General features: G+C 64.1%; 19 protein-coding genes. 5 read left to right on the top strand and 14 right to left on the bottom strand.

Annotated elements, in window-relative coordinates:
• Window positions 1–59: 59 nt before the first annotated feature.
• Window positions 60–1,223, bottom strand: a complete 1,164-nt coding sequence (locus tag ACPFMA_RS23915) for a type III PLP-dependent enzyme (RefSeq protein ID WP_009398126.1) — start codon at window positions 1,221–1,223, stop codon at window positions 60–62.
• Window positions 1,224–1,876: 653 nt separating this feature from the next.
• On the opposite strand from ACPFMA_RS23915, the gene ACPFMA_RS23910 reads away from it, so the two are divergent.
• The 3 genes from ACPFMA_RS23910 to ACPFMA_RS23900 all read left to right on the top strand — a co-directional run bounded on the left by ACPFMA_RS23910 (window position 1,877) and on the right by ACPFMA_RS23900 (window position 5,872).
• Window positions 1,877–2,365, top strand: a complete 489-nt coding sequence (locus ACPFMA_RS23910; RefSeq protein ID WP_064302785.1) for an RNA polymerase sigma factor — start codon at window positions 1,877–1,879, stop codon at window positions 2,363–2,365.
• Between the two features lie 17 nt (window positions 2,366–2,382).
• Window positions 2,383–3,354, top strand: coding sequence for a FecR family protein (locus ACPFMA_RS23905; RefSeq protein WP_425928877.1), 972 nt, complete (start codon window positions 2,383–2,385; stop codon window positions 3,352–3,354).
• 82 nt (window positions 3,355–3,436) lie between these two features.
• Window positions 3,437–5,872, top strand: coding sequence for a TonB-dependent siderophore receptor (locus ACPFMA_RS23900; RefSeq protein ID WP_425928876.1), 2,436 nt, complete (start codon window positions 3,437–3,439; stop codon window positions 5,870–5,872).
• A 100-nt stretch (window positions 5,873–5,972) separates the two neighbouring features.
• On the opposite strand, the gene ACPFMA_RS23895 is transcribed toward ACPFMA_RS23900, so the two are convergent.
• The 4 genes from ACPFMA_RS23895 to ACPFMA_RS23880 are packed head-to-tail and all read right to left on the bottom strand — an operon-like array spanning window position 5,973 to window position 9,409.
• Entirely contained in the window at window positions 5,973–7,127 is a 1,155-nt protein-coding gene (locus ACPFMA_RS23895) for a betaine/proline/choline family ABC transporter ATP-binding protein (RefSeq protein ID WP_009398132.1), read from the bottom strand.
• Complete coding sequence (locus ACPFMA_RS23890) at window positions 7,124–7,777, bottom strand: ABC transporter permease (protein WP_009398134.1); 654 nt, start codon at window positions 7,775–7,777, stop codon at window positions 7,124–7,126. Before ACPFMA_RS23890 ends, ACPFMA_RS23895 begins: the two co-directional genes overlap by 4 nt.
• Complete coding sequence (locus ACPFMA_RS23885) at window positions 7,774–8,682, bottom strand: glycine betaine ABC transporter substrate-binding protein (protein WP_009398136.1); 909 nt, start codon at window positions 8,680–8,682, stop codon at window positions 7,774–7,776. The genes ACPFMA_RS23890 and ACPFMA_RS23885 overlap by 4 nt, the downstream gene beginning before the upstream one ends.
• 13 nt (window positions 8,683–8,695) lie before the next feature.
• Window positions 8,696–9,409 (bottom strand): ABC transporter permease, encoded by a 714-nt coding sequence (locus ACPFMA_RS23880; RefSeq protein WP_009398138.1) that lies wholly within the window; start codon window positions 9,407–9,409, stop codon window positions 8,696–8,698.
• Between the two features lie 432 nt (window positions 9,410–9,841).
• Between ACPFMA_RS23880 and ACPFMA_RS23875 the strand changes: the two genes are divergently transcribed.
• On the top strand, window positions 9,842–11,425 hold the full coding sequence (locus ACPFMA_RS23875) for a peptide chain release factor 3 (protein ID WP_425928875.1): 1,584 nt from the start codon (window positions 9,842–9,844) through the stop codon (window positions 11,423–11,425).
• Window positions 11,426–11,537: 112 nt separating this feature from the next.
• On the opposite strand, the gene ACPFMA_RS23870 is transcribed toward ACPFMA_RS23875, so the two are convergent.
• The 4 genes from ACPFMA_RS23870 to ACPFMA_RS23855 all read right to left on the bottom strand — a co-directional run bounded on the left by ACPFMA_RS23870 (window position 11,538) and on the right by ACPFMA_RS23855 (window position 15,328).
• A complete protein-coding gene (locus ACPFMA_RS23870; protein WP_420058739.1) occupies window positions 11,538–12,617 on the bottom strand; it encodes a polyamine ABC transporter substrate-binding protein in 1,080 nt (359 codons plus the stop codon).
• Between the two features lie 56 nt (window positions 12,618–12,673).
• Entirely contained in the window at window positions 12,674–13,015 is a 342-nt protein-coding gene (locus ACPFMA_RS23865) for a cupin domain-containing protein (RefSeq protein WP_064302769.1), read from the bottom strand.
• Between the two features lie 40 nt (window positions 13,016–13,055).
• A complete protein-coding gene (locus tag ACPFMA_RS23860) occupies window positions 13,056–14,462 on the bottom strand; it encodes an NAD(P)/FAD-dependent oxidoreductase (protein ID WP_425928873.1) in 1,407 nt (468 codons plus the stop codon).
• A 62-nt stretch (window positions 14,463–14,524) separates the two neighbouring features.
• Window positions 14,525–15,328 (bottom strand): helix-turn-helix domain-containing protein, encoded by an 804-nt coding sequence (locus tag ACPFMA_RS23855; protein WP_064302771.1) that lies wholly within the window; start codon window positions 15,326–15,328, stop codon window positions 14,525–14,527.
• A gap of 294 nt (window positions 15,329–15,622) precedes the next feature.
• On the opposite strand from ACPFMA_RS23855, the gene ACPFMA_RS23850 reads away from it, so the two are divergent.
• On the top strand, window positions 15,623–16,522 hold the full coding sequence (locus ACPFMA_RS23850) for a hypothetical protein (protein WP_420058737.1): 900 nt from the start codon (window positions 15,623–15,625) through the stop codon (window positions 16,520–16,522).
• Between the two features lie 180 nt (window positions 16,523–16,702).
• On the opposite strand, the gene ACPFMA_RS23845 is transcribed toward ACPFMA_RS23850, so the two are convergent.
• The 5 genes from ACPFMA_RS23845 to ACPFMA_RS23825 form a co-directional block, all read right to left on the bottom strand.
• Window positions 16,703–17,671, bottom strand: coding sequence for a peptide ABC transporter ATP-binding protein (locus ACPFMA_RS23845; protein WP_064302773.1), 969 nt, complete (start codon window positions 17,669–17,671; stop codon window positions 16,703–16,705).
• On the bottom strand, window positions 17,671–18,639 hold the full coding sequence (locus ACPFMA_RS23840) for an ABC transporter ATP-binding protein (protein ID WP_064302774.1): 969 nt from the start codon (window positions 18,637–18,639) through the stop codon (window positions 17,671–17,673). The genes ACPFMA_RS23845 and ACPFMA_RS23840 overlap by 1 nt, the downstream gene beginning before the upstream one ends.
• Window positions 18,640–18,649: 10 nt before the next feature.
• Complete coding sequence (locus tag ACPFMA_RS23835; protein WP_425928872.1) at window positions 18,650–19,567, bottom strand: ABC transporter permease subunit; 918 nt, start codon at window positions 19,565–19,567, stop codon at window positions 18,650–18,652.
• Between the two features lie 10 nt (window positions 19,568–19,577).
• Window positions 19,578–20,588, bottom strand: a complete 1,011-nt coding sequence (locus ACPFMA_RS23830; RefSeq protein WP_064302776.1) for an ABC transporter permease subunit — start codon at window positions 20,586–20,588, stop codon at window positions 19,578–19,580.
• 74 nt (window positions 20,589–20,662) lie between these two features.
• On the bottom strand, window positions 20,663–22,258 hold the full coding sequence (locus tag ACPFMA_RS23825) for an ABC transporter substrate-binding protein (RefSeq protein ID WP_425928871.1): 1,596 nt from the start codon (window positions 22,256–22,258) through the stop codon (window positions 20,663–20,665).
• Window positions 22,259–22,289 lie beyond the last annotated feature (31 nt).

Here is a 22,289-nt window from a genome sequence, read left to right as displayed (position 1 = left end):
ATGAGGCCCGAAAGGACACACAAAAAAAAAGGGGCTGATCACTCAGCCCCTTTTTTCATTTACAGGTAGTAGGCCTTCAGCGGCGGGAAGCCGTTGAACTCAACAGCGCTGTAGCTGGTGGTGTAGGCCCCGGTCGACAGCCAGTACAGGCGGTCACCGATCGCCAGGTTCAGCGGCAGGCCGTACTTGTAGTGCTCATACATGATGTCGGCGCTGTCGCAGGTCGGGCCGGCGATGACCACTTCTTCGCTCTCGCCTTTCTTCTCGGTCCAGATCGGGAACTTGATGGACTCGTCCATGGTTTCGATCAGGCCGGAGAACTTGCCCACGTCGGTGTAGATCCAGCGCTCGACCGCAGTGCGGGACTTGCGCGCCACCAGCACCACTTCGCTGACCAGGATGCCGGCGTTGGCGATCAGTGAACGGCCTGGCTCGAGGATGATTTCCGGCAGGTCGTCGCCGAAGTCTTCCTTGAGGAAGCGGATGATTTCTTCAGCGTAGGTTTCCAGGCTGTTGGTACGGGTGATGTAGTTGGCCGGGAAGCCGCCACCCATGTTGATCAGCTTGAGCTCGATGCCGTCTTCTTCCTTCAGGCGCTCGAAGATCACCTTGACCTTGGCGATCGCGGCGTCCCATACCGAGATGTCGCGCTGCTGCGAGCCGACGTGGAAGGAGATGCCGTAAGGCACCAGGCCCAGGTCGCGGGCGAGGATCAGCAGGTCCATGGCCATGTCGGTCTGGCAGCCGAACTTGCGCGACAGCGGCCAGTCGGCGGTGGTGGAGCCTTCGGTGAGGATGCGTACGTAGACTTTCGAACCCGGGGCGGCCTTGGCGATGTTGCGCAGGTCGGCTTCGGAATCGGTCGCGTACAGGCGCACGCCCTTCTCGTAGAAGTAGCGGATGTCCTTGGATTTCTTGATGGTGTTGCCGTAGCTGATGCGGTCGGCGGTGACACCGCGGCCCAGCACCTTGTCCAGCTCGTAGATCGAAGCGATGTCGAAGCTCGAGCCTTTGTCTTTCAGCAGGTCGATGATCTCGACCGCCGGGTTGGCCTTGACCGCGTAGTAGACCTTGGCGAATTCGAAGCCGGCGCGCAGGTCGTCGTAGGCCTGGCTGATCATCTGGGTGTCGATGAGTACGAACGGGGTTTCTTGCTTGTCGGCGAAGGCCTTCATCTTCTGGAAGGTTTCGCGCGCAAAGTAGTCTTCGACCTGGATCGACATACCTGGGAACTCCATGGGCAAACTGAATGAATAAGTGGCTGCAACTGAACGCCCTCCGTATCCCCACTTTGGTTCGCCTACTTCCCAAGGCATGTCGCCGAAAGCAAAAAGGTCAACCGCGCGCGATACATTGCTGCTGCGGGTGACCTTGCTGTCTCGTCGTCAGTACTTGAGCCGGATGGATCGTTTCCAGCATGGACGTTCGGCGCGAACTTTAGGACCTGAGGGGTTCAAGATCAACTAAAAATGTCGCCTTTTCGCACGCCGCGGCGACCTGTTGTCGGCGTGTTCCTTTCATAACCGACCCAAGTGACAGCCATATGTTCCGCCAGATCGCCGATGCGTAAAGAATTGTGGAATAGCTGGCGAAATGCTCACTTTTCCCGAACTTCAACACTCAGCCTTTCAATTGGCGCGTTTCCCTTCAAGTTACTGTTCACTTATTAAATATGACCGTTTGTCGAGTGTGTTCGAGCGGGTGTTTGAATGCCCTGGGTGTTCATATTTATGGCCACCTGAAGCGTGCGTAGTTGCAGCGAAAAAATTTTGACCGGTGCACCTCCGATCGGCCGGACGAAGGTCGGATTTGCCGGCGTTAACGAGAAACATTACTATTCGCACACTTTTCCACTGCCTGACGACGACCTCCCACCGTGTCTCGACCCAAAGGCTTCCTCGACCACTATCACGAACTGATCGGCACCTGGACGCGCAAGCTGCGCAGTCGCCAGCAGGCCGAGGACCTCGCGCACGATGCCTTTGTCCGCGTCCTGGAAAGCGAGCCCGGCGCGGTGCAGCAACCACGCGCCTACCTGCACCAGACTGCGCGCAATATCGCCGTGGACGGTTATCGCCGCGAAGACCGTCGCCAGTCCCTCGAACAGCAGGCCCTGGACCTGACCCCGCCGGTGGACGACGATCCGGAGGCCTACATGAACGCCCTGCAACTGGCCGACAGCGTTGAGCGGGCGCTGGCCGAGTTGCCGCTGAACTGCCGCAAGGTGTTCGTCTGGCAGAAGCTCGAAGGCCTGACCCAGGCGGAGATCGCCGAGCGCATGGGCCTGAGCAGGAACATGGTGGAAAAGTATATGATCCGCACGCTTCGCCATCTGCGCGAGCACCTGGATGTGGCGAACAGATGAGTCAGGCGAAGGTATTCATGAATCAGGACGCTAGTTCCGGCCCCCAGGAGGCCGCGCGCGCGCAGGCGGCCGAATGGTTCGCCCGGGTTCAGGACGGGTCGTTGCCGCCCGGCCAGCAGGCGGTGTTCGAGGCCTGGCTGGCGCAGGATCCGCTGCATCGTGACGAATACCGGATGCTGGCCGAGCTGTGGCGGGCCAGCGACCTGCTGCCCCGCGCGCGCCTCGAGGCCTTGTGCGTCGAGGATCCGGTCGCCGTCCTGCCGCGTCGGCGCTTCATCCGCCAGGCACTGGCCGCGGGCATCATGGCTGCTGCGGTCGGCCTCGGCTGGTTCACCTGGCAGGACGGCACGCTCGACCATTACCAGCAACTGCAGACCGGCCTCGGTGAACGCCGCCAGGTCGTGTTGCCGGACGGCTCGCGCCTGGAGATCAATGGCCGGACCCGCCTGGAAGTGCGTTTCAGTGCCGGACAGCGCGATATCCGCCTTGCCCAGGGCGAGGTGATGTTCAGCGTCGCCCATGACAGCGGGCGGCCCTTCGTGGTGGACGCGGGCAACGGCACGGTCACCGTGACCGGCACCCGCTTCGATGTGCGCCGCGATCCCGGGCAGACCCGGGTGGTGGTGGAGCAGGGCTCGGTCAGGGTCCAGGGCCATGGTGAATCGCGGGCGCTGCTCAGCGCCGGTCTCGGTTCCGATATAGATGAAAACGGCAACGTTGCCGCCGCCTACAAGGTGGATCCCGCCGCGCTGACCGCCTGGCGCTCGGGCAAGCTGGTGTTCAACGACGCTTCCCTGGCCCAGGTGGCCGAAGAGGTCTCGCGCTATCGCCGGCAGCCGCTGAAAGTGGCGCCGAAAGTGGCGAAGCTGCGCCTCAGCAGCACCTTCCGTGTCGACGACACGGACGCTCTGCTGCGGGCCTTGCCGAGCATCCTGCCGGTGTCCGTGGTGGCCCATGCCGACGGCTCCCAGGAAATAATTGCAAAATAGATTCAGGTATTTTTTCAGTTGTTCGTCTTCCTGCCTGACTTGTAATTGCCAAGCATTTTCATTCTCAGGAAGTCCCGAAGACGTGAACAACAACAAGCATGCCCCGCGTTCCGCCGGCCGCTCGCGCTGGCTGCCCCTGGCGCTGGCCCTGGCGGTCAGTGCCGGTATCGGCAACAGCTACGCCGACTCGACGCCGACCCCCATCCAGATCCAGGCCCAGTCGTTGGCCAGCGCGCTGAACCAGCTTGGCCAGCAGACCTCGCTGCAACTGTTCTTCACCCCCGAGCTGGTGGCCGGCAAGCAGGCTCCGGCGGTGTCCGGCAACCTGACGCCGGAGCAGGCGCTGCAAGCCGTGCTTCAGGGCAGCGGGCTGACCTACGAGATGTCCCAGGGCACCGTGGTCCTGCGTTCGGCGCAGGCTTCCGGCGAGGTCGTGGAACTGGCGGCGACCGATATCAGCATGGTCGGCGACTGGCTCGGCGACGCGCAGGAGGCGGTGGTGCAGAACCATCCCGGCGCGCGCACCGTGGTGCGCCGCGAGGCGATGATCGAGCAGGGTGCGATGAACGTGCGCGACGTGCTCAAGGGCATTCCCGGGGTTCAGGTGCAGGACTCCAACGGTACCGGTGGCAGCGACCTGTCGCTCAATGTCGGGGTACGCGGCCTGACCTCGCGCCTGTCGCCGCGCTCCACGGTGCTGATCGACGGCATACCGGCGGCCTTTGCACCCTACGGCCAGCCACAGCTGTCGATGGCACCGATTTCCTCCGGCAACCTCGACAGCATCGACGTGGTGCGCGGTGCCGGCTCCGTTCGCTACGGGCCGCAGAACGTCGGCGGGGTCATCAACTTCGTCACCCGGGCGATCCCGGAAAAGGCCACCGGCGAAATCGGCACCACCCTGGAGACGTCCCGCTACGGCGGCTGGAAGCATATCGATACGGCCTTCCTCGGCGGCACCGCCGACAACGGCATCGGCGCGGCGCTGCTGTATTCCGGGGTCAATGGCAACGGCTACCGCCGCAGCAATAACGGCAACGATATCGACGACGTGCTGTTCAAGACCCACTGGGCGCCGACCGACCAGGATGAACTGTGGCTGAACTTCCACTACTACGACGGCAAGGCCGACATGCCCGGTGGCCTGACCCAGGCCCAGTATGACGCCGACCCATACCAGTCCGATCGTGACCACGACAACTTCAGCGGCCGGCGCAAGGACGTGTCGCTCAAGTACCTGCGGCAGATCGACGACGTCACCCAGTTCGAAGTGCAGACCTACTACACCGACAGCTTCCGCGGCAGCACCATCGCCGCCCGCGACCAGAAGACCCTGTCGTCCTTCCCGCGCAGCTATCACACCTTCGCCATCGAGCCACGGTTGTCGCGGCTGTTCTTCACCGGCGAGGCGACCCAGGAAGTCAGCGTCGGCTACCGCTACCTCAAGGAAGCCATGCACGAGCAGGCCAGCCGCCTGGCGCTGATCGACAACGTGCCGACCGTCACTCCGACCTCCGACGGCCATGTCTACCAGGACCGTACCGGTGGAACCGAAGCCAGCGCCTACTACATCGATGACAAGATCGACATCGGCAACTGGACCATCACGCCAGGCCTGCGCTTCGAGCACATCAACACCGACTGGCACGAGCGCGCGGTGCTGGGCACCAATGGGGTGCGGGTCCAGGCCAAGAGCCGCAGCATCAGCAGCGACGAGCCGCTGCCGGCGTTGAGCGTTATGTACCACCTTTCCGATGCCTGGAAGCTGTTCGCCAACTACGAAACCTCCTTCGGCAGCCTGCAGTACTTCCAGCTGGGGCAGGGCGGCGTCGGCAACTCGACCGCCAACGGCCTGGAACCGGAAAAGGCCAAGACCTACGAGATCGGCACGCGCTACAACGATGAACATTGGGGCGGTGAGCTGACCGCGTTCTACATCGACTTCGACGACGAACTGCAGTACATCAGCAACGACGTGGGCTGGACCAACCTCGGTGCGACCAAGCACCAGGGCATCGAGGCTTCGCTGCGCTATGACCTGTCCGGGCTGGATGCACGGCTGGAAGGCTTGAGTGCGAACGCCGGGTTCACCTACACCCGTGCAACCTATGAAGGCGAGATCCCGGGCTTCAAGGGCCGTGACCTGCCGTTCTATTCGCGCCAGGTGGTCAATGCCGGGCTGCGTTACCAGGTAAACCGCTGGACCTGGAACCTGGACGCCTTCGCCCAATCGAAACAGCGCGCGCCGGGGACCGGTATGAATGCCAACGGCAGCTTCAACGGCAACTACATCACCGAGCCGAGTGCCGACGGGCAATACGGGGACATCCCGGGGTACGTGACCTGGGCGGCCCGTGGTGGCTACGACTTCGGCCAGCAGCTGTCGAACCTGAAGCTGGCGGCGGGGGTGAAGAACATCTTCGACAAGCAGTACTACACCCGCTCTAGCGACAACAACTCGGGAATTTACGTGGGCGAGCCGCGGACCTTCTATGTGCAGGCCAGTGTAGGGTTCTGACCTTTAAGGCCAATCGCCGACAACGCCGGCTCCCACGAGGTTCTGCGGTGTTCACAATACCCTGTGGGAGCCGGCGTTGCCGGCGATTGGCCCTCAAGCCTTACACAGCAGTCTCAGCCGGGGAAACGATGCTGGTCTTGCCCCCACGCGAGCGCCCCGAACTCAGGTAGGCCGCAATCGATTCCTGGGTCACCTCGCCCAGGAATACCTGCTCCGCATCCAGCACCGGCAGCCACGCCCGGTTGAATTCGTACATGCGCGACAACAGGATGCGCAGGTGCTCGTCGTGCGCCGCCGTGGCGTTGAACTGGCGCAGGAAGTCGGCACACACGCCCTGCTGGCGGTGCAGGTCCCGACGCCGCACATAGCCCAGCGCACGATTCTCGCCATCGGTCACCACCACGTACTTGCGGTCATGCTCGTCCATCAGCTCCAGCGCATCCGCCACCGGCATGTCCGGGCTGGCCGACGGCGCGTTGTCCGCCGCATCTTCGGCTCGCACCAGCAGCAGGCGCTTGAGGGTGCTGTCCTGGCCGACGAAGTTGCTGACGAACTCGTCCGCCGGATGCGCCAGCAAGGTGTCCGGATGGTCGATCTGGACCAGCTTGCCGGCGCGGAAGATGGCGATCTTGTCACCCAGCTTGATGGCCTCGTCGATGTCGTGGCTGACCATGATCACGGTCTTGTTCAGCGCCCGCTGCATCTCGAAGAATTCGTTCTGGATCATTTCGCGGTTGATCGGGTCGACCGCGCCGAACGGCTCGTCCATCAGCAGCAGCGGCGCTTCGGCGGCCAGCGCGCGGATCACCCCGATGCGCTGCTGCTGGCCGCCGGACAGTTCCCGCGGGTAACGCTGCAGGTACTGCTTGGGCTCCAGGCGGATCATGCTCATCAGCTCGCGGGCGCGCTCGTGGCATTTCTGCTTGTCCCAGCCGAGCAGGCGCGGAACCACGGTGATGTTTTCCTCGATGGTCATGTTGGGGAACAGGCCGATCTGCTGGATCACATAGCCGATGCGCCGGCGCAGGGTCACTTCGTCGAGGCCGGTGGTGTCCTCGCCATTGATCAGGACCTTGCCCGAGGTGGGCTCGATCAGGCGGTTGATCATTTTCAGGGTGGTGCTCTTGCCGCAACCGGACGGGCCGAGGAAGACGCAGATCTCGCCTTCGTTGACGGTCAGGCTGACCGAGTCGACCGCCTTGACCTCCTTGCCGTTGCTTTGGAAGGTTTTCGAGAGGTTCTGGAGTTCGATCATTTGAGCAGTCCTTCTGGAGTCAGCTTGCGTTGCAGGGCTTGCAGGAGCAGGTCGGCGGCGATGGCCAGGAGGCTCACCAGCACGGCGCCGACCAGCAGCATCGACATGTCGCTGCGGCTGATGGAGGTCAGGATAAGTACGCCAAGGCCGCCGGCGCCGATGGTGGCGGCGATGGTCATGACGCCGATGTTCATCACCACGGCGGTGCGCACCCCGGCGAGGATCACCGGTACGGCGATCGGCAGTTCGACCATGCGCAGGCGCTGGCCGAAGGTCATGCCGATGCCGCGGGCGGCTTCGCGGATGCCCGGCTCGACATTGGTCAAGGCCAGGTAGGTGTTGCGCATGATCGGCAACAGCGAATAGAGAAACACCGCGGTGATCGCCGGCAGCGGGCCCAGGCCCTGGCCGAACTTCGAGTAGAACGGCAGCAGCAGGCCGAACAGGGCGATCGACGGCACCGTCAGCAGCACCGTGGCGCTGGCCTGGAGCGGGCCGGCGAGGGCGGGGAAGCGGGTCATCAGGATGCCCAGCGGCACGCCGACGAGGATCGCCAGGGTTACGGCGATGCCGACCAGGGTGATGTGCTGGCCGGTCAGTTGCAGCACTTGCCCCCAGTCGAGATGGGCGAAGGTATCCAGCAGGCTCATTGCGCATCTCCTTGCAGTGGGTGGGCGCGCAGGAAGTCGTCGGCCACCTTGCCGGGGCTTTCATGCTCGACGTCTACCCTGGCGTTGAGCTGGCGCATGGTCTCGTCGTCCAGGCGCTCGGCCAGTGGCTTGAGCAAGGTCGCCAGTTGCGGGTTGGCGTCGAGTACCGCCTTGCGCACGACCGGCGCGGCCGTGTAGTCCGGGAAGTAGTGACGGTCGTCTTCCAGCAGCTTCAGGTCGAAGGCGCTGAGCCGGCCATCGGTGGTGTACACCAGGCCGGTGAACACCTGGCCATTGCGCAATGCGGTGTAGACCAGCCCGGCGTCCATCTGGCGGATGTCCTTGCGGGTGAACTGCAGGTCGTAGGTTTCGGTCAGGCCGGCGAGGCCGTCCGGGCGATTGGCGAACTCGGTGTCGAGGGCGAGGATGTGGGTCTTGCCGGCCTCGTCGCGCAGCACCTGGTTGAGCTGGCTGATGGTCTGCACCTGCGGGTACTCCTCGGCCACCTCACGGGGCAGCGCCAGGGCGTAGGTGTTGCTGAAGCGCGACGGCGCCAGCCAGACCAGGCCTTTCTTCGCGTCCAGTTCCTTTACCCGGGCGTAGGTGGCGGCGGCGTCTGGCAGGCGTTCGTCGACATGGTTGTAGGACACCAGCGAGACCCCGGTGTATTCCCAGACCATATCCAACTGCCCGCTTTCCTGGGCGCTGCGCGCCAGGGTGCTGCCCAGGCCGCCGGTGATGCGCACGTCGAAGCCGTGCTGGCGCAGGTAGCGGGCGGTGATTTCGGCGAGCACGGTCTGCTCGGTGAAGACCCGCGCGCCGATGCGGATCAGGGGTTTTTCGGCAGCCTGGGCAAATCCTGCGAACAGCAGGGCCGCGCCCAGGAGCAAGGCGATTCGTTTCATGATGATCCCTCGGTCAGTGAGTCAGGCCGCGTTCCAGCCAGCGGCGGCTGCCCTGGGCGACCAGCGCATCCAGTAGCAAGGCCAGCAGGGCGGTACAGGCCGCGCCCAGCAGCAGTTGCGGCTGGTTGTTCAGGGCGATGCCGGGGAAGATCAGGCTGCCCAGGCTGTTGGCGCCGATCAGGAACGACAGCGGCGCAGTGCCGACGTTGATCGCCAGGGCAACGCGCACCCCGCCGACGATGATCGGCACGGCGTTCGGCAGCTCGACCTTGAACAGCGACTGGCGCGGCGTCATGCCGATGCCGGTGGCGGCTTCCTTGAGCGAGGCGGGGACGTTTTTCAGGCCTTCGTAGGTGTTGCGCACGATGGGCAGCAACGAGGCGAGGAACAGCGCGAGGATCGCGGGGCCGGCGCCGATGCCGAGGATGCTCAGGGCGATGGCGAGTACGGCGAGAGGAGGAACGGTGTTGCCAATATTGAAAACCTGCATGAAGCGTTCGGCGCGGTCGACCCGGTGCGGTCGACTCAGGGCAATGCCGGCGGGGATGCCCACGACCAGCGCCGCCCCCATCGACAGCAGCACCAGCATCAGGTGCGCCTGCAGGTAGAACCACAGATCGGCGCGGTAATGCGCGATCGTATCGATGCCGATCCAGTGGATCAGCAGGGCCAGGATGACGAGCGCGGCGGCACATCCCATCAGCCCCTTGCCATAGCGTGCAGCCATAGGCGGACTCCTTTTTCTATCGTCGGCGCACGGATTCCATGGGGTCGCCATTCCAGGCGACGGGCGATCCGTGTGCGAAAAGCGGCGGCCAGAATGCGCGCCATGAGCGAAGCCCCGTCAGGCTCGTGTTGCCGGTGAAACCACCCCCGACCAACGGTCATTGCAGGGGAATGGACGCCTCCATCGCTTTAAAGGTTCCCATCTGATGCGGCATTTGGCCAGCGCTAATCCCCCGGGTGTTTGAAATTTCGCACGAGGAATGAGCGTGATTCTGACGGGGAGGCGTTGAATTGACTGCTGTTGGGCCGATGATGAATGCGTCCGGCATGCCGCGCTCCTGCACCAACAGCACATTTGGCCAGCCTTTGGCCGTTGGCCCGACTTCAGGTATGATATCGCCCCTTTTTTCAATCCCCAGTCAGGCGATTTCCCATGACCCAACAGGCCGCCGAAGTCGCGAAGCGCCGCACTTTCGCAATCATTTCCCACCCCGACGCCGGTAAGACCACCATCACCGAGAAGCTCCTGCTGATGGGCAAGGCCATTGCCGTGGCCGGTACGGTGAAGTCGCGCAAGTCCGATCGCCATGCCACCTCCGACTGGATGGAAATGGAGAAGCAGCGCGGTATTTCCATCACCACCTCGGTGATGCAGTTCCCCTATCGCGAGCACATGATCAACCTGCTCGATACCCCGGGCCACGAAGACTTCTCCGAAGACACCTACCGCACCCTGACCGCCGTGGACTCGGCGCTGATGGTGCTCGACGGCGGTAAAGGCGTCGAGCCGCGGACCATCGCCCTGATGGACGTGTGCCGCCTGCGCGATACGCCGATCGTCAGCTTCATCAACAAACTCGACCGCGATATCCGCGACCCGATCGAACTGCTCGACGAGATCGAGGCGGTCCTGAAGATCAAGGCGGCACCCATCACCTGGCCGATCGGCTGCTACAAGGACTTCAAGGGCGTCTACCACCTGGCCGAGGACTACATCGTGGTCTACACCCCGGGCCATGGCCATGAGCGCACCGAAGCGAAGATCATCGAGAAGCTGGATTCCGACGAGGCCCGCGCGCACCTGGGCGACCAGTACGACGGCTTCGTCGAGCAACTGGAACTGGTCCAGGGCGCCTGCCATGAGTTCGACCAGGACGAGTTCCTCAACGGCCAGCTGACCCCGGTGTTCTTCGGTACCGCGCTGGGCAACTTCGGCGTCGACCATGTGCTCGATGCGGTGGTCGACTGGGCTCCGCGCCCGCTGGCCCGGGTTGCCCACGAGCGCACCGTGGAGCCGGTGGAAGAGAAGTTCAGCGGCTTCGTGTTCAAGATCCAGGCGAACATGGACCCGAAACACCGCGACCGCATCGCCTTCATGCGCATCTGCTCGGGCAAGTACGAGAAAGGCATGAAGATGCGCCACGTGCGTACCGGCAAGGACCTGCGCATCGGTGATGCACTGACCTTCTTCTCCTCCGAGCGCGAGCAACTGGAAGAAGCCTGGGCCGGCGACATCATCGGCTTGCACAACCACGGCACCATCCAGATCGGCGACACCTTCAGCGAAGGCGAAAGCCTGGGCTTCACCGGTATCCCGCACTTCGCCCCGGAACTGTTCCGCCGCGTGCGCCTGAAGGACCCGCTGAAATCCAAGCAGTTGCGCCAGGGCCTGCAACAGCTGGCGGAAGAGGGCGCGACCCAGGTGTTCTTCCCCGAGCGCAGCAACGACATCATCCTCGGCGCCGTCGGTGTGCTGCAGTTCGATGTGGTCGCCAGCCGCCTGAAGGAGGAATACAAGGTCGAATGCGCCTACGAGCCGATCACCGTCTGGTCGGCACGCTGGATCGCCTGCGATGACAAGAAGAAGCTGGAAGACTTCAAGAACAAGGCGATGGAAAACCTCGCGGTGGACGGCGGCGGTCACCTGACCTACCTGGCGCCGACCCGGGTCAACCTGTCGCTGATGGAAGAGCGCTGGCCGGATGTGAAATTCCGCGCTACTCGCGAGCATCACTGATAGTCGAAGGCTGAACGCGGATAATGTGGGAGCGGGTTCACCCGCGATTACGATGGTGAATTCACCGCCGCAATCGCGGGTGAACCCGCTCCCACATTGTCCGCGCCCAGCCTTAGTTACCGGCTTTTATGCTGGTCCAGATCCGCGTCCTGATCCGGTCGATCTTCGCCGGCATCGCCTCAAGCGCATACAGCTTGTCCATCACCTCTTCCCCCGGATAGATCATCGGGTTGGCCTTCAGTGCCGGATCCACCAGCCCGTCCGCCTTCAGGTTGCCGTTGGCGTATTGCACATGGTTGCTGATGTTGGCCATTACCTCCGGCTGCAGCAGGTAGTTCATGTAGGCATACCCGGCTTTTTCGTCAGGCGCGTCCGCCGGCATCGCGACCATGTCGAACCACATCGGCGCCCCTTCCTTCGGAATCGAATAGCCCACCTTCACGCCATTCTTCGCTTCCTCGGCACGGTTCTTCGCCTGCAGCACATCGCCGGAGAAGCCCACCACCACGCAAACATCGCCATTGGCCAGGTCACCGGTGTACTTCGAGGAGTGGAAGTAGCTGATATACGGGCGCACCTTCATCAGCAGGTCCTTGGCCTTGTCGTAGTCCTTGGGATCCTGGCTGTGGTGCGGCAGGCCGAGGTAGTGCAGGGCGATCGGCAACAGCTCGGGGCCGTTGTCGAGCACCGCGACACCGCAGCTTTTCAGCTTGCCGATGTATTCGGGCTTGAAGATCAGGTCCCAGGAATCCACGGGCGCATTGTCGCCGAGTACCGCCTTGACCTTGTCGATGTTGTAGCCAATGCCGGTACTGCCCCACAGGTAAGGGAAACCGTGCTGGTTGCCCGGGTCGTTCACCTCCAGGGCCTTGAGCAGCACCGGATTGAGGTTTTTCCAGTTCGGCAACTGGCTACGGTCGAGCTTTTTCAGGGCGCCGCCCTGGATCTGCCGGGCCATGAAATGGTTGGAGGGAAACACCACGTCATAACCGGAGTTGCCGGTCATCAGCTTGCCATCGAGGGTTTCGTTGCTGTCGAAAACGTCGTAGGTCGGCACGATGCCGCTGGCCTGCTGGAAGTTCTTCAGCGTGTCCGGGGCGATGTAGCTGGACCAGTTGTAGATCTTCACCGAGTCGGCCGCGCTGGCCATGGAGGCCGCCAGCATCAGGGGTGCAAAAAGGAGAGTGCGCATGTCCGGGTTACCTTTCTCTAGCTGTTGTTATCGAAGGCAGCAGGCGATCAGCGGGATCAGAAAATCAACACGTAGGTCTTGCGCACCGTTTCCTGGATATCCCAGATTCCGGTGCTGTTGGCCGGTAGCATCAGTGCATCTCCGGCTTCTATGACAAGGGGCTCGCCGCCGTCGGGGGTGAAGGTGCAGCGGCCCTTGGTGAAATGGCAGAACTCCTGTTGCACGATCTGCCGCCGCCAGCGCCCCGGCGTGCATTCCCAGATGCCGGTTTCCACCCCGTCGCTGCGTTCGACGCAGGTGACCGAGGTCACCGCGACGGGCTCGCCAAGGGGTACGGCGACCGGGCTGGAGGTTTCCAGGGCGACGCTGTCGGTGTGTTTGAACTGGGTGATGCTCATGACCGCGGGTTCCTCTGTCGGGTGATTCAGTTGATCAGGTTCAGTTCATGAATCCCTGCATGAAGTCCGCGAGCGCTCCGGCCATGCGCCGGCGCCATGGCGGGCTGGCCGGGCTGGCGAGGGTGCGGTCCTCGAAGACGAAGCTCTGGATGATGGCGTTGTAGCCAAGCCAGCGGCACGGCTCCGGCGGCCAGCTGGCGAGGCTGGACAGTGCGCGGTTGTCGTGGACCCAGGGCTGGGCGGTGAGAGCGTTGTGCTGGCCGAGAATCAGCGCTGCCAGGGTGCGCCCGCCGAGGTTGGTAGCCCCGACCCCTTCGCCGCCGTAGCCACCGGCCAGGGCGATGCCGCGCTGGCGATCGCAAAGCATGTGCGGGCGGAAGCGCCGCGCCATGCCCAGGTTGCCGCCCCAGGAATGGCTGATGCGCACGTTCTTCAATTGCGGGAACAGTTCGCTGAACAGGTACCGGCGCAGTTCGATTTCATCGTGGCTCAGGCTGAAGTCTTCGCGCAGACGCCCGCCGAAGCGATAACCACCGCGGGCGCCGAATACCAGGCGGTTGTCCCGGGTGCGCTGGCCGTAGGTGACCTGGCGGCTGTTCTCGCTGAACGCCTGGCCTTCCTTGAGGCCGATCTCGTCCCATTGCGAGTCGCTCAATGGCTCGGTGGCCACCAGCAGGCTCTGCACCGGCAATTGGTGCTTGCCCAGCGGTGGCAGGCTGACGGCGTAGCCTTCCACGGCAGGCACTACCCAGTGACTGCGGATGCGGGCTTGCGGAGTGCGCACCTGGCCGGGGTTCCAGTCGATGGCCGGGGTGTTCTCGTAGATCGGTACGCCGAGCCGTTCTACCGCCCGGGCCAGGCCGCGGGCGAGTTTCGCCGGCTGGATGGTCGCGGTGTGCGGGCTGTAGATCGCGCCGTAGGCATTGCTGACGCGCAACTGGCCGTCCAGTTCTTCGGGGCGCAGCCAGCGGTAGTCGTCGGCGGTCATGCCTTGGCGGTAGAGGTCGTCGAGCCAACTGCGCAGGCTTCGCTCCTGCTCCGGGTAGCGCGCTGCGCAGTACAGCACGCCACCCTTGCGGTAGTCGCAGTCGATGCCTTCGCGGTCGAGTATGCGGCGGGCCTCGTCGGGGATGTCGTGGAGCAGGTCGATACTGTCCCGGCGTTGTTGCGGGGACAACGTGGCAAGCAGGCGGTCTTCGCCGAGCAGGTTGCCCATCAGCCAGCCGCCATTGCGCCCCGAAGCGCCGAAGCCGGCGAACTTCGCCTCGATGATGGCGATATTCAGGTGCGGCGCCTGCTGCTTGAGGTAGTACGCGGTCCACAGCCCGGTGTAGCCGGCACCGATGATGCACACATCGACATCCAGGTCCTGGCTCAACGCCGGGCGCGGCTCGATCGATTCGTCGAGCTGGTCCATCCACAGGCTGATCGTGCGCCAGGCTTGCATTGGTGCTGCTCCACATCGGAAAGGTCTGGAGCCGATCCTAGTGGCGGGCGGGTCGGGCTGTCCTACGTGCGTGCACGCAGGGAAATTTGCTTCACGTAGGCCTTGGGAGACAGGCCGGTATGCTCGCGGAAACACTTGTAGAAGGCCGAGAGCGAGTTGAAACCAGCGTTGAAGGCCAGCTCATCGACGGTGGCACTGGCGGTGGTGCTGTCCAGGCGACCGAGCAGATGGTGCAGGCGGGCCTGGTTGACGTAGCGGTAGAAGCTCTGGCCAAGGACCTGGTTGAGCAGGTAGGAAATCTGGTTGCGGCTGTAGCCGCTTTCCTTCGCCACCCGTTGCAGGTCCAGTTCCGGGTCGAGGTAGGGCCGCTGGCGCTGGAAATAGTGCTCCAGGTCCTGGGCCATGGTACGTAGCTGGCGAGGCGACAGGCCAAGGCGGCTGGTCGCCGGGCGCGGGCCCGAGGGCCTTGTGCCCTTGACGTTCTGCTGGACCAGCGTGGCGTATTCGTTGACCCGCCAGATCAGGCCATCCTTGACCGTGATCGCCTCGCTGGCGTGGAAGGCCACCAGGCCTTCGCCACCTCGAACCGTGACCTGGTACTGGATGAAGGCGGTACAGCCATCGACGCGGATACGGTCGCCGTGGACGATGTCCTCGCCGTCCTGGTGGGGCAGGCACACCCGCACATAATCGCGCAGCTCGTTGTAGGCGAGCACGCGGTTCTGGAAAAAATCGTGGTACTCGACGTCCGGATGATACAGCGCCATCACCCCGTCGAGGTCGCGGCGCATCCAGCAGTGGTGGTAGCGCAGGACGGTGTCGGCGGTGATCGGGGTCTGGCTGGGGCCGTCGGGGAGGGAGGTCATTTTTGGATAGTGCTTGAGGGCCTCATCGCTGGCAAGCCAGCTCACACAGGGATCTATGTGCACCGCTGAACCTGTGGGAGCTGGCTTGTCGGACCGCCGCACCGCAGCGATGAGGCCGGTGAATATTGCAGAAAGCCATCTGCCGAACCGCCCATCCCGCATTTTGCACGGTCCTCAGACGGCCATCCCTGGCCAAACCCCCGGTTTCATTGCTTGTCATCATTGGAAACATTTGGCACGCCCGCTGCACCTCCCCTCCCGTCAAAGGACCCTTTGCTCACCGGAGAGGCATACATGATCACCAACGACTATTCACCCGCTGTCGATATCCCGAATCGTTCGGGCGTGTCCTGGGCGGCGATTTTCGCCGGGGCCGCAGCTGCTGCGGCGTTGTCATTGATTCTCGTCGTGCTCGGCGCAGGGCTCGGCTTCGCCGCCACCTCGCCCTGGGCCGACGAGGGCGCCAGCGCCAAGGCGCTGGGCATCTCGACCATCGTCTGGCTGTTGCTGACCCAGATCATCGCCTCCGGCTTCGGTGGCTACATCGCCGGCCGGCTGCGGGTGAAATGGGCCAGCCTGCACGCTGACGAGGTGTACTTCCGCGACACCGCCCATGGCTTCCTGGCCTGGGCCGTGGCCACGCTGATCACGGCGGCGATGGTGCTGGGCACGGCGGGCAGCCTGGCCAGTGCCGGTGCGCACACCGCTGCTACGGCCGGGGCCACTGCGGTCAGTGCCGCAGCCAGCAATAACAACGATGCCGATCCGATGGGTTACTTCGTCGACACCTTGTTCCGCAGCGAAGGCCCGGCCCCGGTCAGCGATGACGCAGCCAATGCCGTGGCGGCGCGGATTCTCGGGCGGGCCATCGTCGATGACAGCCTGGTGCCGGAAGACCGTGCCTACCTGGCGCAACTGGTAGCTCAGCGGACCCGCCTGACCCAGGCCGAGGCCGAAGCCCGTGTGGACCAGGTATTCGCGCAGGTTCAACAGGCCAAGGTGCAGGCCAAGCAGGCGGCGGATGCAGCAGCGAAAGCGGCGGCCTGGACGGCGCTGTGGACCTTTGTCGGTCTGCTGTGCGGGGCGTTCTTCGCCAGCCTGGCGGCGCTGTATGGCGGTCGTCGTCGCGACCAGGTGCAATGGGTTGAAGTAGACGGTGCGGGTTATGTGGCCCGGACTGCGCCGATTCGTTGAGATAAGAGGAGAGACATCATGCGTTCATTACTGCTGTGGTTCCTGGGTGTACCGATTCCTGTGATCATCCTGATCGCGATCTTCATGCATTGATCTGAAGGCCTCATCGCTGGCAAGCCAGCGCCCACAGGGTCCGCAGCGACTCGGAACCCTGTGGGAGCTGGCTTGCCAGCGATGCTTTTAGAGGAACTGCTCCGCGTAATGGCAGGCCACCTGCCGTGTCTCTACCCGCCGAAACGCCGGCACTTCCTTCGCACAGCGTTCCGTCGCATACGGACAGCGCTTGTGGAACGCGCAGCCATCAGGCGGATTCAGCGGGTTGGGCAGTTCCCCGGCAATCCTGATCTTCGGCTTGTGCGGATCCGGATGAATCGTCGGTGTCGCCGACAGTAGCGCCTGGGTATAGGGGTGCAGCGGCTTCTCGTAGATCGCCTCCTTCGGCCCCATCTCCGCCGGCCGGCCGAGATACATCACCAGCACCTCGTCCGCGACATGCCGCACTACCGCCAGGTTGTGCGAGATGAACACGTAGGCGGTGTTGAACTCCTTTTGCAGGTCCATGAACAGGTTGAGTACCTGGGCCTGGATCGACACGTCCAGGGCCGAGGTGGGCTCGTCCGCCACCAGCACCTTCGGCTGCAGCATCATCGCCCGGGCCAGGGCAATACGCTGGCGCTGGCCCCCGGAGAACATGTGCGGGTAGCGCTGGTAGTGCTCGGGGCGCAGGCCGACCTGCTGCATCATGGCCTGGACCTTTTCCCGCCGCTGTTCCTTGGACAACGAGGTGTTGATCAGCAGCGGCTCGGCCAGTTGGTCACCGATTTTCTGCCGTGGGTTGAGCGAGGCATACGGGCTCTGGAAGACCATCTGCACATCGCGGCGCAACTGCTTGCGCTCGCGCTTGCTGGCGCCGTTGACCTCCTGCCCGGCGATCTGCAGCGAGCCGGACGACGGCTCCTCGATCAGGGTCAGGGCCCGGGCCAGGGTGGACTTGCCGCAGCCGGACTCGCCGACCACGGCCAGGGTCCTGCCGGCTTCCAGCTCGAACGACACGCCGTTCAGCGCGCGGACCGTGGCGTGGCCCTTGAACAGGCCCCGGGAGACTTCGTAGTGACGGGTCAGCTCACGTGCGGTCAGGACAACGCTCATCACGCCACCTCCTGGTTCAGCGGGTAGAAGCAGCGGGCCAGGCTGTGGGCCTGGGGATCGAGACCGGGACGTTGCTGGCGGCAGTTGTCGCGCACGTAAGGGCAGCGCGGCGAGAGCAGGCAGCCGGTGGGCCGGTCATAGCGTCCGGGGACGATGCCGGGCAGGGTGGCCAGGCGCTCGGCGCCCAGGCTGTGCTCGGGAATGGCCTTGAGCAGCGCTTCGCTGTAGGGGTGGGCCGGCACGTCGAACAGCTCCGGTACCTGGCCCACCTCCACGGCCTGGCCGGCGTACATCACGCAGACCCGCCGGGCGGTTTCGGCGACGACGGCGAGGTCGTGGGTAATCAGGATCAGGGCCATGTCCCGCTCTTTTTGCAGGTTCAGCAGCAACTCCATGATCTGCGCCTGGATGGTCACGTCCAAGGCGGTGGTGGGTTCGTCGGCGATCAGCAGCTTCGGCTCGCCGGCGATCGCCATGGCGATTGCCACGCGCTGGCTCATGCCGCCGGAGAGCTGGTGCGGATAGGCATCGAGGCGGCTTTCCGGAGCAGGGATCTCCACCTTTCTCAGCAGTTCCAGGGCACGCTGGCGGGCGGCCTTGCCGCGCAGGCCGAGGTGCTGGCGCAGCACTTCCTCGATCTGGAAGCCCACGGTGTAGCTGGGGTTGAGGGCGGTCATCGGGTCCTGGAAGACCATCGCAATGTCCTTGCCGACCACCTTGCGCCGCTGGCGACCGCTGATCCTGAGCATGTCGTTGCCGTCGAAGCCGAGCTGGTCGGCGCTGATGCGCCCGGGCGGGTCGATCAGGCCCATCAGGGCCATCATGGTCACCGATTTGCCGGAGCCGGACTCGCCGACGATGGCCAGCACCTCGCCCTTGTCCACGTCGAGGTCGAGGCCGTCCACCACCGGCACGGCATCGGCGTCGCCGAAGCGCACGTTGAGATTGCGGATTTGCAGAAGTGACATGGGCTTCTCCTCAGGCGGCATTCTTGAGTTTCGGGTCCAGCGCATCGCGCAGCCCGTCGCCCATCAGGTTGATTGCCAGCACGCTGAGCAAAATGGTCAGGCCCGGCAGGCTCACGACCCACCAGGCACGTTCGATGTAGTCGCGGGCCGAGGCCAGCATGGTTCCCCATTCCGGGGTCGGCGGCTGCACGCCGAGGCCGAGGAAGCCCAGCGCGGCGGCATCGAGGATCGCCGAGGAGAAGCTCAGGGTGGCCTGCACGATCAGCGGCGCCATGCAGTTGGGCAGCACGGTGACGAACATCAGCCGCGGCAGGCTGGCGCCGGCCAGGCGGGCGGCGGTGACGTAGTCGCGGTTCAGTTCGCCCATCACCGCGGCGCGGGTCAGGCGCACGTACGACGGCAGCGAGACGATGGCGATGGCGATCACGGTATTGACCAGGCCAGGGCCGAGGATGGCAACGATGGCCACGGCCAGCAGCAGCGAGGGCAGGGCCAGCATCACGTCCATCAGGCGCATGATCGCTGCACCGAGGGCATTGGGGAAGAAGCCCGCCAGCAGGCCGAGGATGATCCCCGGGATCAGCGAAATGAGTACCGACGACAGGCCGATCAGCAGCGACAGGCGCGAGCCCTGGATCAGCCGCGAGAGCAGGTCGCGGCCCAGTTCGTCGGTGCCGAGGATGAACTGCCAGTTGCCGCCTTCGAGCCACACCGGCGGGGTCAGCAGGAAGTCGCGGTATTGCTCGCTGGGGCTGTGTGGCGCGACCCAGGGGGCGAACAGCGCGCAGAAAACGATCACGCACATGAACAGCAGGCCGGCCACCGCGCCCTTGTTGCGCGAAAAGGCTTGCCAGAATTCCTTGTACGGCGACGGATAGAGCAGGCTCTGGTCGATGGCTGGAGCCGGGTTTGGAGCTGGAGTATTCATGACGGCGGCCTCAGCGCTGGTGACGGATGCGTGGGTTGGCCAGGCCGTAGAGGATGTCCACGACGAAGTTGACCAGGATGACCAGGCAGGCGATCAGCAGGATGCCGTTCTGGACCACGGGGTAGTCACGGGCACCGATGGCTTCGATCAGCCACTTGCCGATGCCCGGCCAGGAAAAGATGGTTTCGGTGAGCACTGCACCGGCGAGCAGGGTGCCGACCTGCAGGCCGAACACCGTCAGCACCGGAATCAGCGCGTTGCGCAGGCCGTGGACGAAGACCACCCGGGCCGGCGACAGGCCCTTGGCCCTGGCGGTGCGGATGTAGTCCTCGCGCAGGACTTCGAGCATCGACGAACGGGTCATCCGCGCGATCACCGCCAGGGGAATGGTGCCCAGGACGATGGCCGGCAGGATCAGGTGCATCAGCGCATCCTTGAACGCGCCGGGTTCATCGGCGAGCAGGGTGTCGATGAGCATGAAGCCGGTCTTCGGCTCGATGTCGTAGAGCAGGTCGATGCGCCCGGAAACCGGGGTCCAGCCCAGGCTCACGGAGAAGAACATGATCAGGATCAGGCCCCACCAGAAGATCGGCATCGAATAGCCGGTGAGGGACAGGCCCATCACCCCGTGGTCGAACAGCGAACCGCGCTTGAGCGCGGCGATGACCCCGGCGAGTACGCCGATGACCCCGGCGAACAGCAGCGCCGCCAGGGCCAGTTCGAGGGTGGCGGGAAACAGCGCGAGGAACTCGTTCCACACGCTTTCGCGGGTGCGCAGCGATTCGCCCAGGTCGCCCTGGGACAGCTTGCCGATGTAGTCCAGGTACTGCTCGGGCAAGGGCTTGTTCAGGCCCAGCCGTTCCATGGCCTGTGCGTGCATTTCAGGGTCGACCCTGCGCTCGCCCATCATCACTTCCACCGGGTCCCCCGGTATGAGCCGTATGAGGGCGAAGGTCAGCAAGGTAATGCCGAAAAAGGTCGGGATCAGCAATCCCAGACGCCGGGCAATGAAACTCAACATCGTGTGGTGTTCCTCGTCAGCCGGTAAGGCGCGTGCCCGCTTTTCCCGGGTGGGGTTGGGCGGGCGTTCTTGTTCTACTTCACCTGGGTAGTGGCGAAGTTGTTATTGGTCAGGGGGCTGATGATGTAGCCCTCGACGTTCCGGCGCATGGCCGTGAACATCTTCGGATGGGCCATGGTTATCCACGGCCGGTCCGCATCGTACACGGCCAGGGCCTCCTTATAGAGTGCTTCTCGCTGTTGCGGGTCGATCACCTGGCGAGCCCGGTCGATCAGCGCGTCGAACCGTTCATTGCACCAACGAGCATAGTTCTCGCCGTTCTTCACCGCCTCGCAACTGAGCAGCGGGGTCAGGAAGTTATCCGGGTCGCCGTTGTCGCCGGCCCATCCGGTGGACACCAGGTCGTGCTCGCCGTTCTTCGCGCGGCGCAGCATTTCTGCCCATTCCATAACGCGGATATCCAGTTTCAGGCCGATCTGCTTGAGGTCGGCCTGGAGCATTTCGGCGCTCAGGCGCGGATTGGGGTTGGTCATGCCGCCGCCATTGCGGGTGAACAGGGTCAGCCTGGCGCCTTCCGGCACGCCGGCTTCCTTGAGCAGGGCACGGGCTTTGTCGAGGTCGCGGGGCGGGTTCCGGTTGTCGTGGTTGTAGCCGGGCAGGGTCGGCGGGTACGGGTTGACCGCCAGCACCGCGTTGCCCTGGCCGAACAACTGGTCGATATGGCTCTGGCGATCGAAGGCGATATCGATGGCCTTGCGCACCCGCACGTCCTTGAGCAGGGGATGCTCGGTGTTCATCGCCACGTAGCCGATGATCAGCGCCTCCAGTTCGGCCACCTTGAGCATCGGGTCCTGCTTGATCGAGGGGACGTCGTCGGGCTTGGGATAGACGGCAACCTGGCATTCGTTGGCGCGCAGTTTCTGCAGGCGCACGTTGTTGTCGGGGGTGATGGCGAAGACCAGGGTTTCGCTGGGCGGCGCACCGCGGAAGTAGTCCGGGTTGGCCTTGTAGCGGACCTGGGCGTCCTTGATATAGCGCTGGAAGACGAACGGGCCGGTGCCGACCGGTTTGCTGTTGAGGTCGCCGGTTTTGCCCGCCGTGAGCAACTGGTCACCGTACTCGGCCGAGTAGATCGAGGTGAAGGCCATGGCCAGGTCGCGCAGGAACGGGGCCTGGGGCTGGGTCAGGGTGAAGACCACGGTGTGGTCGTCGGTCTTTTCCACGCTCTTGAGCAATTTGCCGAAGCTCATGCCTTCGAAATAGGGAAAGCCGATGCTGGTCTTGTCATGCCAGGGATGCCCGGGGTCGAGCTGGCGGTGGAAGCTCCAGAGCACATCGTCGGCGTTCATGTCCCGGGTCGGGGTGAACCAGGGCGTGGTGTGGAACTTGACGCCCCTGCGCAGGTGGAAGGTGTAGGTGAGGCCGTCTTCGCTGATGTCCCAGCGTTCGGCCAGGGATGGCTGGATCTCGGTGGTGCCGGGCTTGAAGTCCACCAGGCGGTTGAACAGGGTCTCGGCCGCGGCATCGGCGGTGACGGCGGTGGTGTACTGGACCATATCGAAGCCTTCCGGGCTGGCTTCGGTGCAGACCACCAGCGGGCGCGCCAGAAGCCCCGTCGAGGCGCCCAGCAGCAGGGCCGCGAGCGCGGCGTGCAGGGTCAGGTTTTTCATCGGCATATCCTTTGTCGTCTCCTGCCCGGGG

The organism is Pseudomonas sp. NyZ201, from assembly GCF_049860765.1.
Lineage (GTDB): Bacteria > Pseudomonadota > Gammaproteobacteria > Pseudomonadales > Pseudomonadaceae > Aquipseudomonas > Aquipseudomonas bharatica.
Note: the sequence above shows the minus strand (reverse complement) of the source record. Positions and strands in the feature narration are given on the sequence as shown.

Bases quoted from the DNA above. Each gene is read 5' to 3' on its own strand.
- ACPFMA_RS23885 (WP_009398136.1), bottom strand. From the start codon at position 8,682: ATGAAACGAATCGCCTTGCTCCTGGGCGCGGCCCTGCTGTTCGCAGGA.
- ACPFMA_RS23830 (WP_064302776.1), bottom strand. From the start codon at position 20,588: ATGTTGAGTTTCATTGCCCGGCGTCTGGGATTGCTGATCCCGACCTTT.
- ACPFMA_RS23915 (WP_009398126.1), bottom strand. From the start codon at position 1,223: ATGTCGATCCAGGTCGAAGACTACTTTGCGCGCGAAACCTTCCAGAAG.
- ACPFMA_RS23845 (WP_064302773.1), bottom strand. From the start codon at position 17,671: ATGAGCGTTGTCCTGACCGCACGTGAGCTGACCCGTCACTACGAAGTC.
- ACPFMA_RS23880 (WP_009398138.1), bottom strand. From the start codon at position 9,409: ATGGCTGCACGCTATGGCAAGGGGCTGATGGGATGTGCCGCCGCGCTC.
- ACPFMA_RS23840 (WP_064302774.1), bottom strand. From the start codon at position 18,639: ATGTCACTTCTGCAAATCCGCAATCTCAACGTGCGCTTCGGCGACGCC.
- ACPFMA_RS23860 (WP_425928873.1), bottom strand. From the start codon at position 14,462: ATGCAAGCCTGGCGCACGATCAGCCTGTGGATGGACCAGCTCGACGAA.
- ACPFMA_RS23875 (WP_425928875.1), top strand. From the start codon at position 9,842: ATGACCCAACAGGCCGCCGAAGTCGCGAAGCGCCGCACTTTCGCAATC.
- ACPFMA_RS23905 (WP_425928877.1), top strand. From the start codon at position 2,383: ATGAATCAGGACGCTAGTTCCGGCCCCCAGGAGGCCGCGCGCGCGCAG.
- ACPFMA_RS23895 (WP_009398132.1), bottom strand. From the start codon at position 7,127: ATGATCGAACTCCAGAACCTCTCGAAAACCTTCCAAAGCAACGGCAAG.
- ACPFMA_RS23870 (WP_420058739.1), bottom strand. From the start codon at position 12,617: ATGCGCACTCTCCTTTTTGCACCCCTGATGCTGGCGGCCTCCATGGCC.
- ACPFMA_RS23850 (WP_420058737.1), top strand. From the start codon at position 15,623: ATGATCACCAACGACTATTCACCCGCTGTCGATATCCCGAATCGTTCG.
- ACPFMA_RS23865 (WP_064302769.1), bottom strand. From the start codon at position 13,015: ATGAGCATCACCCAGTTCAAACACACCGACAGCGTCGCCCTGGAAACC.
- ACPFMA_RS23890 (WP_009398134.1), bottom strand. From the start codon at position 7,777: ATGAGCCTGCTGGATACCTTCGCCCATCTCGACTGGGGGCAAGTGCTG.
- ACPFMA_RS23825 (WP_425928871.1), bottom strand. From the start codon at position 22,258: ATGAAAAACCTGACCCTGCACGCCGCGCTCGCGGCCCTGCTGCTGGGC.
- ACPFMA_RS23855 (WP_064302771.1), bottom strand. From the start codon at position 15,328: ATGACCTCCCTCCCCGACGGCCCCAGCCAGACCCCGATCACCGCCGAC.
- ACPFMA_RS23835 (WP_425928872.1), bottom strand. From the start codon at position 19,567: ATGAATACTCCAGCTCCAAACCCGGCTCCAGCCATCGACCAGAGCCTG.